This is a genomic window from Anaerovorax odorimutans DSM 5092, from assembly GCF_000426305.1.
In the GTDB taxonomy this organism is placed as follows: Bacteria; Bacillota; Clostridia; order Peptostreptococcales; family Anaerovoracaceae; genus Anaerovorax; species Anaerovorax odorimutans.
Window position 1 is genome coordinate 18204 of sequence record NZ_AUFC01000014.1, and the last position, 15989, is coordinate 34192.

Sequence of the window (15989 nt, forward strand, 5' to 3'; positions counted from 1 at the left end):
TACAAACTGCAGGACGGGAAACCTGGTTCGCCAGTAATGGCCGGGGTATCTAAAAAATTATTTATTGGAGGTTTTTTTATGCAAAAAAACAAAAACAACTTAATTAAACTTATCAGAGCCGGCAGAGGGATTACTCCAGCACACACTGTCGTACTTCATGGCAATTTAGTAAATGTTATGTCAAGTGAGATTTATAAAGCAGATGTAGCAATTTATGAAGATACGATTGTAGCAATTGGAGATGTGAGTGATTACATAGGCCCTGACACTGAGACCATCGATGCGTCGGGAAAGTATTTGGTACCTGGACTTATTGATGGTCATATTCATAGTGAGTGCAGTAAGCTTAGTATAACAAGCTTTGCCAAAGCAGTGGTGCCTTGCGGAACAACTAGTATCATCTCAGGTTTGGATGAGTATATTTCTGTTTCCGGGTTGGAAGGATTAAGGGAAGTTTTTCAAGAGGTGAAAGCAAGCCCATTAAAAGTATTTTGGGGGGCACCTTATAAAACACCTTATACTTTTCCGGAATCTACTGTTGCTTTTAATTTCACACACGATGTTCACAAAGATGTTCAAAAGTGGACAGAATGTTTTGGAGTTTGGGAAACGGTACGAGAATACGTACAGGAGGAAGACGAAGATACATTAGGTGCAATAGAAGAAGCATTTAAAAATCGTCTTCCTGTTTTTGGATGTGCTCCTATGGCACGAGGCAAAGATCTTAATGGTTATCTTTGTGCAGGTGTTAGGCTGGATCACGAAAGCTATGATCATGAAGAGGTTGTAGAAAAAATGCGTAATGGTATGCATATGGTAATAAGAGAGTCATCTGTTACTCATTTCCTAAAAGAGAATATTAGGGCTGTTACAGAGGTAAACCCTGCTTTTGCACGTCGCATAAGTTTTTGTACAGATGACGTTACAGCAACGGATGTATTGGAAAAAGGTCACGTTGATAATCTTGTACGCCTTGCCATAGCAGCAGGGGTAAAACCAATGACAGCAATTCAAATGGCCACTATCAACAGTGCTGAAGCTTATAGAATCGATCATTTGGTGGGATCTATTTCACCGGGAAGAATAGCTGATATTATATTGGTTGACAGCCCTGAAAATTTCTATGTAGAAGGTGTTATTACAAACGGAAAATTAGTAGCTGAAAATAGTAAATTAAATTATGATCTTAGAGCGCCGAAAAGAAGCAGTATACTTAGTAGTGCATTAAAGTGCTCAAAAACCACAAAAGAAGATTTTGAATATAGAGTAAATATAGAAAATGGACAAGCTAAGGTACTTTCCATGAATGTTAAGGGACCTTTTGTTCGTAAAAGAAGAGATGTTATTGTTAATGTAAAGGATTATATTGTAAAGCCAGATACAGAGCAAGATGTTCTTATGGTTTCTGTTCTTGAACGTTTCGGACGTAATGGAAATAAATCTTTGGCATTTTGTTCAGGCTGGAATTTAAAAAAAGGTGCAATGGCTTCATCAGCAGCACCTGATGACAACAATATTATAGTTATGGGTGCAGATGCTGAGGATATGTCTGTAGCAGTAAATCACCTTATAGAAAACGGAGGAGGTCAGGTTGTTGTTTCCCATGGTGAAATTATGGAATTTCTACCATTACCTGTTGGGGGTATAGCCAGTGATTTAGAACCGGAAGAAATAGCTTATCGTGAGACATTACTTACAAAAGCAGCAAATAAGCTAGGCTGTAATTTGCCTGAGCCTCTTATGTATATGTTTTTCTTGCCTATTACAGCTATTCCCGACTATGCCATAACAGATGTGGGACCGGTTGATTGTATAGAATTAACCACATTTAATCCAATTCTTGAGTTAATAAAAGATAAATAGAGTAAGGAGCTTTAGAAAATGGAGAAGAAACAACTTAAAAAGTTAATAGATATAGCAGCAGGAAGAATTCCTGCAGATATGGTGATAAAAAACTGCAAAGTAGTAGATGTATATAGTGGAAACATTATTGAAGGTGATATTGCAATGTGTGAAGGTCTTATTGCAGGTGTTGGAAAGTATGAAGGCTTAAAAGAAACTGATGCAGAAGGGCAATATGCCGCACCCGGTTTTATTGATAGTCATATTCATGTTGAATCTTCATATGTCAGCCCGGAAGAACTTGGCAGATTAATTGTTCCCCATGGAACTACTACAATCATTGCAGATCCTCATGAAATTACAAATGTATGTGGACTTGGCGGACTAAATTATATGATAGAAGCATCAAAGAAAATTGCTTTGGATATAAAATGGATGCTACCTTCTTGTGTACCTGCAACACCTTTTGAGCATGCAGGAGCAATTATTAATGCAGAAGATATGGAAGAGCCAATTAAAAATGATAACATTTTGGGCTTAGGAGAGTTTATGAATTTTCCAGGTGTAATAGGTGCAGATGAAGGTGTTTTAGATAAGATTCTTGTATCAAAAAGACAAGGTAAGCCTATTGATGGGCATAGCCCTGGAATATCCGGAAATGCTCTCAATGCTTATGCATCAGCGAGAATTCATACAGATCATGAATGTTCTACTGTAGATGAAATGAATGACAGGATCGCAAGGGGAATGTATGTATTACTTCGTCAAGGTTCAGCTTGTCATAATCTTAAGGTGCTGATTAAAGGAATTACGCCTTTTAACAGTAGACGCTGCCTATTTTGTGCAGATGATTGTCAGCCAAAGACAATTTTAAGTATGGGTCATATTGATAATCATTTGCGTATATGTGTTGAAGAAGGCATTAATCCTATTACTGCAATTCAAATGGCAAGCCTTAATGCGGCTGAATGTTTTGGATTAGATGATAGAGGTGCTATTGCGCCCGGATTAAGGGCAGATATAGCTCTTTTTGACAATCTTAAGGATTTTAATGTTCAGAGAGTATTCATTGAAGGTAAGGAAGCAGCATCACAAGGATGTTATAAAATACCTGTTAAACGTCATGATATTTCAAAAACAAAAGGCAGCTTTCATGTGAAAGACTTTTCCAAAGAAAAGCTAAAATTAAATATTAAATCGGATAAGGCAAACGTAATTAATATCTTACCAGGCGGTGTTGTTACAAGTAAAGAAACGGAAGAAATTTCTCGTGATGAAAATGGGGATTTCGTATATACTCCGAGTGCAGATATAGTTAAAGTTGCAGTGGTGGAGCGTCACCAAAATACAGGAAATGTGGCTGTAGCTTTATTAAAAGGATATGGTATTAAAGAAGGTGCGGTTGCACTTTCTATTGCTCATGATTCTCATAATATAATAGTAGTTGGAGTAAATGATGAAGATATGGCTTTTGGCGTTGAGGAGCTTATAAAACAAGATGGAGGAATTGTTCTTGTAAAAGATAGAAAAATTATTGCAAGTATGCCTTTACCAATTGCAGGTCTTATGAGTGACCAAAGTGGAGAATGGGTTGATGAAAAGTTAACTCATATACATGAGGCAGCACATGATATTCTTAAAATTAATGAAGATGTTGAGCCTGTTATGACTCTTTGTTTCATGTCTTTAGCAGTTATTCCTGAGATAAAACTTACAGATATGGGATTGTTCGATGTTACAAAATTTGAATTTATAAATATAGAAGCATAATAACTTTTTAAATATTATAGGAGATACATTTATGTCAAAAAATCAAAATAGACTAACTTTTTTCAATAGGGGAGATATTGGTGGATTAACTTATATTCTTACAAATAATATAGTTAATTATATTATTGTTATAGCTACACTATCAGGTGTACTTGGGTGGCCCGATGAGCTTGTTTACGGCAGAGTAATACCGGGAATGTCAATAGGACTTTTAGCAGGCGGTTTATATTATGCATCTATGGCGTACAGATTATCAAAAAAAGAAGGAAGAACAGATGTGACTGCATTGCCTTCAGGAGTATCTACTCCGGCTATGTTCGTTATTTTATACGGAGTTATAATGCCTTTGCATTATTCACTCAATGATCCTGAACTTGCATGGTCAGCAGCTGTGGCAGCTTGTTTTATAGGAGGAATGATTGAGTTTTGCGGAGGATTCATTGGACCGTGGCTTAAAAGGAGAATTCCACGTGCTGCACTTCTTGGAACGGTAGCAGGTATTGGTTTTATATGGATGGCTACACAAGGTGTCTTTGATTTATTTGGAGATCCCATTGTAGGTTTACCTGTTTTATTAGTTGGAATGGTGGGAGTTTTTGGAGGATATTTGTTTCCTAAGAAAATTCCACCTTTTGCAGTTGCTATAGTAGGTGGAATTATTTATGCTTTAGCTATTGGACGTACTCATGTTGATTTTTCAGGAATAGGGTTCTATACGCCAAATCCTGTAAATTCAATTGAAGCTCTAATTAACGGTTTTGCTGTAGTAGTTCCGTATTTGACAATTATAATTCCCATTGAAATTTATAATTTTATTGAGACAATGGATAATGTGGAAGCAGCAAATGCAGCAGGGGATAATTATAGTGTAAGAGAGGCACAGTTTGCAGATGGAATATCTACCATGATATCAGCTTGTTTTGGGGGCGTAGTACCAAATACTGTTTGGCTTGGTCATGCAGGCCTTAAAAAATCAGGTGCAAGTATGGGATTTTCATGGTTAGGAGGTATACTACTTGCGCTTGCAGGTGTTTTTGGACTATTTACTTTCTTTAGTGCATTGGTTCCGCCTGCGATTGCAGCGATTACGTATTTATGGTGTTCTATTATTATGTTATCTCAGGCATTCCGTGCTTGTGATAAAAAGCATTATGCAGGAATAGGAATTGCCATGGTGCCGCCTATTGCAGACTTTTTATTTACTCAAGTAACTGGTGCAGTGGGTCTTTCAAATATTTGGACAGAGACACTTCCTTCAGGTCTAGTTGGCTATGGTGGAGAAGTAACACAGAGTCTTCTTGATTCTGGGGTAATGTGGAATGGTGTTCCTGCAGTAAAATCAGGAGCTATTATTATTGGTATAATTCTTGGAACTTTGACAGTATTTATTATTGACAGACGTTTGGACAAGGCAGGAATTACTGCATTGGCAGGAGCAGTTCTTTCATTGTTTGGTTTTATACATAGTGCGGCATTAGGTGTATTCCCTAAATCTCCGTTTATGATAGGATATCTAATTATGGCAGTTCTTTGCTTTATTCTTCATACAGGTCGTAATAAATGGTTTGATGCACAAGATGATTTTGATTATGTATAAACTATCTTATTGATAATAATAAATAATAAATATATAAAATCATTTTAATATAAAAGATATATTATTTATCGGATAAATAATTAAAACCAGCTAAATTAAAGTATAAACTGAGAGTAAGGAAAGGAAAATCTTACTCTCAGTTTTATTTCATAAAGAGATTTTAACTTACTTTACAATTTTAAAAAAATATTATTATTTCAATTGATTTAGTTTATAAAATGCTAGATACGGTTAACTTTTGAGAACTATTTATACTATGTTTTTTTAAAAAAGGGTTTTTATTTTTGTAATTATAGTTTATAGTTATTAAATATAATAAAAAATATGTAGGAGGGGTTTTATGAAAATATCACTAAGAGATAAATTTCCTAATTTACAAGTGGAAACAACGAAAGGTACTATAAATTTACCAGATGATTATAAGGGAAAATGGTTTGTTTTATTCAGTCATCCGGCAGATTTTACTCCAGTATGCACGACTGAATTTGTTTCATTTCAAAAGAAAAAGAAACAGTTCAATGAATTAGGTGTAGAACTAATTGGTTTAAGTGTTGATAGTTTAGAATCTCATTATAGATGGATCGAATGGATTAAAGAAAAAATACATGTTGAAGTAGACTTCCCTGTAATAGACGATGAAAACAGAAAAGTTTCTGAAACTCTGGGATTGATTCATCCAAATGAAGATGATACAGCTACAGTAAGAGCAGTATTGATAGTCGATCATAACGGAAAAGTTAGAACAATTCTTGAGTATCCTAAAGAAATAGGCAGAAATATGAATGAAATCCTAAGAACAGTAAAAGCTTTAAAACAGGCATCAATTAAAAAAGTTTTTGCTCCGGCAAATTGGCCTTGCAATGAAATTATAGGGGATAAAGTTTTATTTCATAGGGAAAAAGAAGATGATCCGGCATTAGATGACGAGAGAGGAATATATAGCTTGTCAGATTGGTTTGTTTATAAAAATTTAGATGAATAAAAAATATGAAATATTGTATAAATATAAATAAGAGGAATTTACCTGTCAATAATAAAGGCAGGTAAATTTTTTTGTTATGAATGTTAAATAGATCAGGGAAATATGTAAGACTAAAATTAAAAATATTACCAAATTATGTTTATTTAAAAAGTAATACGCTATTACATATAAAATAAATTAATACTTTTTATTTTTAAAATTACAAAAAATTTTAACATTTTATAAAAAATAAGTTAATTAGGTATTTGAGTATATTAATTATTTTAAAACTAATAATAATTTTGTACTTTAATTTAAAATATTTTAGGAGGAATAAAAAATGAACACAAATATGATGAATGCTATGAGTAATATGAATTCAAACATGAGTTCAAATATGAATTCAAGTCAGGGTATGAATGCAAAACAGCATGTACAAAATGTGCAAAGTCAGCTTCAGAGTGCTCAAAATTGTTTGAATCAGGCAATGAGTTCTGTTGAAAAACAGCAGAATAGGCAAAATATCCAAAATACTTTAAATCAGGTAAATAGTGCATTAGATTCTACAAATCAGACACTTTCTAGTTATGTAGAATAGTTAAAAAATTATTAATAATTTTTTAGGAGTTATAAATTAAATTTTTATAACTCCTTTTTTTAATGTTACTTATTTAATTTCAGTTCCGATTTTTTTGTACTTATATCTATAGAAAGATCTGATCAATGTATAATTTAAAAACAATGTGGATAAGTCTGTAAATCTTAATAATTTGGGAATAAGAGATTGTTGAAAAATAATTACAGTTATAGTAGAGTAATATAACGATTATAGAAATAATTTTAATAGAAGATTTAAGAATGGATGTGACAAATAAAATGAATTATATAACTCATTGTATTGGAGGAATAGGTGCTGGTCTTTTAACAATAAATTTTATTGGTAATGTGGATGACTTCGGCAAAGTCGCAATCATGGCAGGAGCAGTAATAGGTTCAATTTTTCCTGATATTGATCATAAAAAAAGTTTTATAGGAAGAAAAGTGCCTATTATTTCTAATATAATTTCAACTGCATTTAAACATAGAGGGTTTTTACATACACCTATTTTTATTATATTTTTATGGTTAATCATACCCTCTGCTATTTCATTATTATTTAAAGGAGGCAGTCAACATTTTGCTTTATTGTTTATTAAAGGAGTGATTACAGGAATTTTATCTCATATAATTTTAGATACATTTAATAAGAGAGGTATTTTATGGTTGTGGCCAATCTCAAATAAGAGATTTAGAATATTATCTATTAAAACTGACAGTTTTGTGGAAAAATTATTTACAATCGGATTAATTGTTGCAATCTGTTTTCTATATAAGTTCTAATCTTCTGGTAATGATTACGTCATTGAAATAACGTTGTTTTAATCATAGAAATCATTATGAGTCACTAAATAACAGAATAAATTCTTATTTTGATAACAGCATAATTGAATAAATTGTTATGCAATTAGAAAAACTAAGTAAAATAAACAAAATAAGGAGGATATATTAATGGAGAATTCCATGTTCTGTTATCAGTGTGAACAAACATTAGGTGCAAAGGGCTGTGTTAAAACAGGTGTATGCGGTAAAAATTCAACGGTTGCCAATTTACAGGATATATTAATTCATGAATTAAAAGGAATTGGATATTTTGGTCAAAAAAACTTAGAAAAAGGATTAAAAATCAGAAGTGAAATAAATAAATTCGTTGTAGATAGCATGTTTTCAACATTGACTAATGTTAATTTTGATCCTGAAAGGTTTGTACAGTATATAAAAAAAGCTGAAATAATAAAAGAAGAATTAAAAAATGCTGTTAGAGAAATTGAAAATATACCTAATACAGCAAACTATAGAGCACCAGAAACTATGGAAGAAATGGTTGAAGATGCTAAAAATATAGGTATAATGTCTGATGAAAATTTAGATATGGATATACGATCTTTAAGAGAACTTTTGATATATGCATTTAAAGGAATGTCGGCTTATGCTCACCATGCTTATATATTAGGTAAGTTTGATGATGAGGTAAACAATTTCTTTTATAAAGGTTTATCTGCTACAATTGATGACAGCTTGACGATTGAAGATTTATTTAATATTAATATGGAACTTGGAAAGACAAATCTTAAATGTATGGAAGTGTTAGATTCTGCTGTTACCAGTACTTTTGGTAATCCTGAGCCAACAGAAGTATTGATCACAAATAAAAAAGGTCCATTTATTATAATATCGGGACATGATTTAAAAGATTTAAATGAATTGTTAGAACAAACAAAAGATAAGGGTATAAATATTTATACTCATTGTGAAATGCTTCCTGCAAATGCATACCCAAAACTTAAAAAATATAAGCATTTAGTTGGAAATTACGGAGGTGCATGGCAGAAACAACAGGAAGAATTTGATGGAATTCCGGGTTGCATATTGATGACTACTAACTGTATTCAAAAACCAAGAGACAGCTATAAAGATAGGTTATTTACAACAAGCATAGTAGGTATGCCTGAATGTCCACATATTGAAGAAGTTAATGGGAAAAAAGATTTTACACCTATTATTGAAAAAGCTTTAGAATTAGGCGGATGGCCTGAAGATGAACAGGAAAAGAGAATTACCATTGGATTTGCACATAATGCAATTTTAAGCCATGCAAATGAAATCGTTGAGGCAGTTAAGGAAGGCAAAATTAAGCATTTCTTTTTAATTGGAGGTTGTGACGGAGCAAGACCGGGAAGAAATTATTATACAGAATTTGCAGAAAAAACTCCAAAAGATACTATTATACTAACTCTAGCATGCGGTAAATTCCGTTTTAATAAATTAGACTTAGGTACAATAGCAGGCTTTCCAAGAGTGCTTGATTGTGGTCAATGTAGTGATTCTTATTCCGCTGTTAAGGTAGCTATTGCGCTATCAGAAGCATTTAATTGCGGTGTAAATGATTTACCTCTTTCATTGGTGCTTTCTTGGTATGAACAAAAGGCTGTTGGAATACTCCTCAGCTTATTGTCTTTAGGAATCAAAGACATTCGTTTAGGTCCAACATTACCGGCATTTATTACTCCAAACATCTTACAAGTTTTAGTAGATAAATTTGATTTAAAACCTATTTCTACACCAGAGCAAGATTTAAAGGATATTTTAGGTTAACAGTAAATAAAAGTGGAAGTGTAAGACAACAATTAATAATTCTAAAGTAACCTAAGGTTCTTTAAAACCTTTATGATAATGCAGGAGCAAACACTACGGATAAATTGAGCATCTTATTAATTTAAAAAAAATAAAATTAACAAAAAAACTTAAAAAATTAAAATATCCTAATATAATTTTACATTAGGATATTTTAATTTTTTAAAGAGTGTTTATAATAATAAAAATTTATAATTACATATATTATAAATTGAAAAAAATAATAGTAAAATTTACTATTATATGATAAAATTAATGTCTAAATTTGTCGAAAATTATCGAAAAATAACAAAATAAATAAGAGGCAATATTGTGGATAAAAATGTATTTATAAATGAAAATGAAAATATTAAAAGGATTTTAGATATAGGTATTGCTTTGACTGCAGAAAAAGATTATAACAGATTACTAGAAAAAATATTAACAGAAGCAAGGAATATTACAAATGCAGATGGTGGTACTTTATATATATTAGATAATAATAAATTATATTATAAAATAATGCAGACTAAATCAATGAATATACATAAAGGGGGAGACGGAGAAAAAATCGATTTTCCTCCTGTAGAAATGGTCCTTAGTAATATATCTTCATATTGTGTTATAACAAAACAGTGTATTAATATACCGGATGTTTATAATTCAGAACTATTTGATTTTTCAGGACCTAAAAAATTTGATAAAGCTATGGGTTATGTTACGAAATCTATCCTAGTTGTTCCTTTAATAAATAGAGATGATAAAGTTATTGGAGTTTTGCAATTAATCAATTCATTAGATAAAAATAGTAGGCCCATTCCTTTTGACAATAATATTGAAAATATTGTTAAATCATTAGCTTCTCAAGCTGGAATAGCAATTGAAAATATGCGGTATATTGAAGAGATAAAACAATTCTTTGAATCATTTGTTGAAGTAATGGCAGCGGCAATTGATGAAAGGTCTCCTTATAATGTCAATCATTCGAAACATATAGCGTATTTGATAGAACAATTTGCAAAGCACATAAATTTTGTAGATGAAGGTATATATAAAGAAACCTATTTTGATGAAAATAAAATAAATGAAATGGTTGCGGCTGCATGGTTGCATGATATAGGAAAGATTGCCGTACCCATTAAAGTTTTAGACAAGCCCACAAGATTAGGTGATGAAATTCATAATCTTATGCTTAGATTGGAATTAATCGAAACAAAGCTTAAATTAAATTATCTTGAAAGCTTAAATAGCTTAACATTAAATAATTATTTTAAAAATGAGCTGAAAAATAAATTAGATTATGACAGAAGATATTTAATTGAGGCAAAAGATTTTATATTAGAAATAAATGGTCCATCAACTTTTGTTGATAAGCATAAGCTTAATAAATTAAATGAACTTAAAAATAAAAAATTCAAAGGAATTAAAGAAGAAATTATAACTGAAAAAGAATTAGAAAACCTTAGTATATCCAAAGGAACTTTAACAGAGAAAGAACGAAATCTAATAAAAAACCATGTTCGTGCCACAGAAAGAATTTTATCTAAAATGAATTTTCCCGATTATTTAAAAAATGTTCCTGATTGGGCAGTTAAGCATCATGAGTTTTTAGATGGAAGTGGTTATTGTAATGGATATGAAGAGAAAGATCTATCTATTGAGGTCAGGATGTTAACTATTTTAGATATATATGATGCACTTACTGCTAAAGACAGACCTTATAAATCAAGTATGAATAAAGAAAAAGCTTTTGAAATACTCAACACTATGGTTTATGAAGGTAAACTTGATAAAGAACTTGTTAAACTATTTATAGAAAGTGGTATTTGGGAATGATTTGAGGAATATGAAAAGGAGCATACTGATGAAAAGCAAAAAATCAATTTATGTTGTAATGGCAGTTATAACTTTCATTATATTTTCTTTTTTTATGGATTATTTTATAGTTTTTCAAAATATGATCTATGATAATATTTACGAATCTAAAGAAGAGATTTCAGATGATATTATTATTGTAGGTATTGATAATATGAGCTATGAGAAACTTGGCAGATGGCCATATTCTAGAGATGTTCAAAGTGAAATTTTTGAGAAAATACTAAAAGATAAACCGGCTGTATTAGGTATTGATATAATATATGATTCAAAAACAAATGATTCAGATGATTTAAAATTAATTAATACTCTAAAAGGAAATCCTGTTGTAAGTGGAAGTATTCTTGTCTCAGGAATGGAAAAATGGGGTTATACATCAGAAAATACGTATATTACTCCTTTTGGTGAGCTTGATAATATTATTACTACAGGATTTGTAAATCCTCAAATTGATTCAAAGGATAACGGAGTTATAAGAAAAACTGTTTTATCAAAAACTTTTAATAAAGATATTTATAATAGCTTTTCATACGAAATATATAGAAAATATGTGCTTCATAATAATATAAATGCAAATTTTAATAAATTTGATAATAAAATCAATAAATCTTTATACATAAATTATGCTGCTAAACCAATGGAGTTTAAAAATATATCCGCATATCTTGTTTATAATAATATGATTCCTGAAGGTTTCTTTGAAGATAAAATTGTTCTATTCGGACCTTATAGTCTTGGAATGCAGGATGAATATCCTACTACTATCGATAAAGATGAGAAAATGTTTGGAATAGAAGTTCATGCTAATATAATTCAAGATCTTATTAATGACAGCTTTAAGAAAGACTTAAATGGATCTATAGATTTAATATTAATTGTTTTAACAGGATTTATTTCTTTTATAATTCTCAGAAAAACAAAACCATCTATAGCATTTTTACTAAATATATTTATAATTATAGCTTATATAATATTCGGCAAGTATTTATATTCAAAGGGTTTTATTTTTCAAGTAATATATCCAATAGTTACTGTTTTGATTATTTATATAATTACCCTTATTTATAATTATATAGAACAAATGTTAGAGAGAAAAAGAATTACAGGTATATTTGGTAAATATGTTGCTCCACAAATAGTAAACAAAGTATTGGAGGATGGTGAAGAGAGTCTTAAACTTGGCGGCATAAGAAAATATATATCCGTTTTATTTGTTGATATTAGAGATTTTACTACGCTGTCTGAAAAAGCTGAGCCAGAAGAGGTGGTAGAAATTTTAAATGAATATTTGGATTTATGTTCAAAATCCATTTTTAATAATGGAGGAACTCTGGATAAATTTATAGGTGATGCTGCAATGGCCATATTTAATGCTCCTTTTGAGCTTAATGATCATGCATTTTGTGCTATTAAAACTGCTTGGGAAATGAAACAAGGTGCAGAATTTCTTAAAGAAAAAATTCAGAAAAAATATGATAGAACAGTTCAATTTGGGATAGGTATCAATACTGGGTATGCAGTTATAGGGAATATAGGCTCCAAAGAAAGAATGGATTATACTGCGATTGGAGATACGGTCAATACTTCTGCAAGATTGGAAAGTAATGCAAAAGCAGGTCAAATTTTAATCAGTAAAGAAACCTATGAACTTGTAAAAGACAAAGTTTTGGTTACTCCTCTTGGTGGAATAATGGTTAAGGGTAAGACAGAAGAAATAGAAGTATATCAAATAGATGGAATTAAAATATAAATTAGAATAGTGTATTATGTGTGTGTTTATAAAAGGGAGATAACTTAATGAAAAGATTAATTAGAATAGTAATTTCTATACTTATGATTGCTTGCTTTTTAATTCCGAATTATTCTTATGGTGCATCAAGTGTACGAAACGCTACTGTAACTGGTTTGGCAGGTGATGTTAATATTATTAAATCGGGTGGAGAAAAAGTTTTTCATGCTAAAAAAGGAATGAAGCTAACCCATGGAGACAGAATTATAACGGGAAAAAGTTCTTGGATAAAGTTAGATGTAGACGGAGATAAGGAACTAAAAGTAGGAGCTAAAACGTATATATCTTTGGAAGAACTTACATATGAAAGTGGTAGTGAAAAGACCAATGTGAAATTATTTAAAGGAAAAGTCTGGACAAATATTGAAAAAAAATTGAATAGTGGTGATACTTTTCAGGTTAAAACTCCTAATGCAATAATGGGTGCCAGGGGAACAAAATTCTTAGTTTCTTATGGAGAAGTGGTTTCTGATACAGGTATTAAAGAAAATAAATCAAAATTAACTGTAATAGAAGGTGTTGTACAGGCAGTTTCTACAGTAACAGTTAAAGTTAAAGATGAAAATTTTAATATGGTAGATAAACAACTTACGATTGCAGTCAGTGTGGAAAAAGGTGAAGACATTGAACTAATAAAAGATAAAATTCAAGAGGAAATGCAAAGTATTGCTGATGAAGTTCAATCAATGGATGAAAATATAGAATTAAATTTTAATGATATAAAAAAGGTAATTGAAAGTAAAATTTCAAATAAAGAAATGGAAGCAATGAAGGTTAAAGAATTAAAATTTGAAGAATTAGATTCATTCTCCATTGAAACTATTATAGAGGAACTTAATAAAAGTGGACAGACAGAAGAAAATAAACGACAAATAGATTATCTCAAAAAAATATTAGAAAATATAAAATTTGATGAAAATAAGGAAGAAGAAAAGCAAGAAAATTTAATAAACAGAGAAAATAATGAAACGAAGATTATATATAGTGGGGATAAGGCAGGAAACGGATCTAAAGGGAATTCGTCTTCTTCATATGCACAACCGAATATTATTTCTCCTACAAGTATAAGTTTACCTGAAGTTCAACAAGAATTTGTTATGAATCTTGGAGATTCCATGCAATTAACCCCTACTGTTTTTCCAATTGATGCTGCCGATAAATCTTTAGTGTGGCAAACAAGTAATCCTGATGTACTTACAGTGAGTAATGGATACATAACGGCAGTTGGGCAAGGTTATGCAACTATAACTGTTAAAACGATTTTAGAAGATGTATATACTAGTTGTTATGTTTTAGTTAAAAATAATAATCCTTCCGATTTTGCGTTGAAATCAGCTAAAACGGTGGATACCTATGGTAATGGAATAATAGATAAAATTGAATTAACTTTCTCTGAGAGTATAGATAAAGATAGCATTAGCATTAATGATATTTCTATTATTCCTGATAACGGTTTAAGCATAGGAGCTATCAAAAAAGTAATGGTAGATTCTGATTCGGATAAAGTCCTAGATATTTACGTTGAAGAAGAATCTCAAGGGTTAAAACTTAATTATAATACAGGCTTAACAGGTAAGATAAACATATCTTACGCAGCCATACGTTCTGTAAATGAAAACTATATAGATGAGACAAGCTTTACCTTTGCAGATGGTGCAAGTCCTGTATTGCTGGGATGGAGTATGGATTTTAGCGGTAATGATAAAGATATCAGATTAATGTTTTCAGAAGAGCTGATTACATGTAGTAGTATTTTTACAAATAAAATATTAATTACTGATGAAAGTTTTAAAAGCCCGATATCAATTAATAATGCTGTTGTATCTTCAAGGACTGAAGATGATGGCTCTTTTACAGCGGACATTGTATTATCCTCACCAGATGTTCCAAATAGTATAATAGGTTTATCCCCATTAGATGGTGAATATTACATTCAAATAGAGAACGATTCTTTTTCAGATACATGGAATAATAATGGCATATTATTTTTAAAAAACAGTTTATTAAAATGTTCTGATTATATAGCTGATTATACTAAACCTTCAATTATAGAGATAGTTAATTCCGATTTGGATAATGTAATTGTGAACTTTAATGAATTTATAAATGCAGATGATTTAGTTTATTCTAAAACAGGTAATGTGGAATTTGAAAACTATTGTGGTTTATTAAGTGGAAATAAAGCTATTCAATTTAAATTAAACAATTTAACAAATGGTGACACAATTACTATCAGCAATATATTGGATTTAAATGGAAATATTATGAAAGAAGAAACTTATGAATATAATGGAAGTGACTGGATAAAAATTGAACCTTTTGGTTTAGTATCCTGGGATACTTTAGATTCTGATGGCAATGCAATTTTAAATGGTGATGTATCATCTGTTAGACTTACTTTTAATGAAGAAATTTCCCAAACCTTTAATTTAGATGACATAATAAATGACGGAAAAATTTATATTTGCGGAGATGATGTACCACAAGTTACTTATATAACGTCTTCGGGTAATAATGTAATATTAATTTTAGGTTCATCTGTTGATAGCTCTTTAATTCAAAGTATTGAAATTCAAGATGGAATTTTTACAAGCATAGATGGAGAATTAAATCCTTATATTTCTTTACAAAAACCATCTATTATGTATATTGAAACATTAAATAACCCTAATATTATCAGAATAACTTTTAGTCAACCAATGGAGCTAGATACTTTAATTAGTGATAATATTAAATATATCGGTAATTCAAAAATAAAATCAATTAAAGCTGTTGACTATGAAAATACTATATTTGAAATTCAGTTAACAGCAGCTGCTACAAAAAAAGATGATAAAATACAATTCACTAAAAATATAACTGATATAAACGGTAATCCGTTAAATTATATTTATACAATAGTATTAAATAGTGATATGTTATGGGAACTTGATTATTAAGAAAAA

The 15989-nt window shown here is 30.5% G+C and carries 10 protein-coding genes; all 10 read left to right on the forward strand.

Going from position 1 to position 15989, the window contains the following annotated elements; translation table 11 throughout:
* Window positions 1–78: 78 nt before the first annotated feature.
* The 10 genes from K292_RS0106295 to K292_RS0106340 all read left to right on the forward strand — a co-directional run bounded on the left by K292_RS0106295 (window position 79) and on the right by K292_RS0106340 (window position 15983).
* Entirely contained in the window at window positions 79–1863 is a 1785-nt protein-coding gene (locus K292_RS0106295; protein WP_027399124.1) for an adenine deaminase, read from the forward strand.
* An 18-nt stretch (window positions 1864–1881) separates the two neighbouring features.
* On the forward strand, window positions 1882–3612 hold the full coding sequence (gene ade / locus K292_RS0106300; RefSeq protein ID WP_027399125.1) for an adenine deaminase: 1731 nt from the start codon (window positions 1882–1884) through the stop codon (window positions 3610–3612).
* Between the two features lie 31 nt (window positions 3613–3643).
* Window positions 3644–5209 (forward strand): xanthine/uracil/vitamin C permease, encoded by a 1566-nt coding sequence (locus tag K292_RS0106305; RefSeq protein WP_027399126.1) that lies wholly within the window; start codon window positions 3644–3646, stop codon window positions 5207–5209.
* A gap of 340 nt (window positions 5210–5549) precedes the next feature.
* Window positions 5550–6191, forward strand: a complete 642-nt coding sequence (locus K292_RS16220; RefSeq protein WP_037372689.1) for a peroxiredoxin — start codon at window positions 5550–5552, stop codon at window positions 6189–6191.
* A gap of 319 nt (window positions 6192–6510) precedes the next feature.
* Window positions 6511–6768 (forward strand): hypothetical protein, encoded by a 258-nt coding sequence (locus K292_RS0106315; RefSeq protein ID WP_245570836.1) that lies wholly within the window; start codon window positions 6511–6513, stop codon window positions 6766–6768.
* Window positions 6769–7028: 260 nt separating this feature from the next.
* Window positions 7029–7550 (forward strand): metal-dependent hydrolase, encoded by a 522-nt coding sequence (locus tag K292_RS0106320; protein ID WP_051280434.1) that lies wholly within the window; start codon window positions 7029–7031, stop codon window positions 7548–7550.
* A 168-nt stretch (window positions 7551–7718) separates the two neighbouring features.
* Complete coding sequence (gene hcp / locus K292_RS0106325; protein WP_027399129.1) at window positions 7719–9362, forward strand: hydroxylamine reductase; 1644 nt, start codon at window positions 7719–7721, stop codon at window positions 9360–9362.
* A 351-nt stretch (window positions 9363–9713) separates the two neighbouring features.
* Window positions 9714–11216, forward strand: a complete 1503-nt coding sequence (locus K292_RS0106330) for an HD family phosphohydrolase (protein WP_027399130.1) — start codon at window positions 9714–9716, stop codon at window positions 11214–11216.
* Window positions 11217–11244: 28 nt separating this feature from the next.
* Window positions 11245–13005 carry an adenylate/guanylate cyclase domain-containing protein gene (locus tag K292_RS0106335; protein WP_027399131.1) on the forward strand — a complete coding sequence of 587 codons (1761 nt, stop codon included), beginning with the start codon at window positions 11245–11247 and terminating at the stop codon, window positions 13003–13005.
* Between the two features lie 47 nt (window positions 13006–13052).
* Window positions 13053–15983: a FecR domain-containing protein gene (locus K292_RS0106340; protein ID WP_027399132.1), complete on the forward strand. Its 2931-nt coding sequence runs from the start codon at window positions 13053–13055 to the stop codon at window positions 15981–15983.
* Window positions 15984–15989: the final 6 nt, after the last annotated feature.

Coding starts and splice junctions, on each gene's coding strand:
- K292_RS0106295 (WP_027399124.1), top strand. CDS start 79: ATGCAAAAAAACAAAAACAACTTAATTAAACTTATCAGAGCCGGCAGA.
- ade (WP_027399125.1), top strand. CDS start 1,882: ATGGAGAAGAAACAACTTAAAAAGTTAATAGATATAGCAGCAGGAAGA.
- K292_RS0106305 (WP_027399126.1), top strand. CDS start 3,644: ATGTCAAAAAATCAAAATAGACTAACTTTTTTCAATAGGGGAGATATT.
- K292_RS16220 (WP_037372689.1), top strand. CDS start 5,550: ATGAAAATATCACTAAGAGATAAATTTCCTAATTTACAAGTGGAAACA.
- K292_RS0106315 (WP_245570836.1), top strand. CDS start 6,511: ATGAACACAAATATGATGAATGCTATGAGTAATATGAATTCAAACATG.
- K292_RS0106320 (WP_051280434.1), top strand. CDS start 7,029: ATGGATGTGACAAATAAAATGAATTATATAACTCATTGTATTGGAGGA.
- hcp (WP_027399129.1), top strand. CDS start 7,719: ATGGAGAATTCCATGTTCTGTTATCAGTGTGAACAAACATTAGGTGCA.
- K292_RS0106335 (WP_027399131.1), top strand. CDS start 11,245: ATGAAAAGCAAAAAATCAATTTATGTTGTAATGGCAGTTATAACTTTC.
- K292_RS0106340 (WP_027399132.1), top strand. CDS start 13,053: ATGAAAAGATTAATTAGAATAGTAATTTCTATACTTATGATTGCTTGC.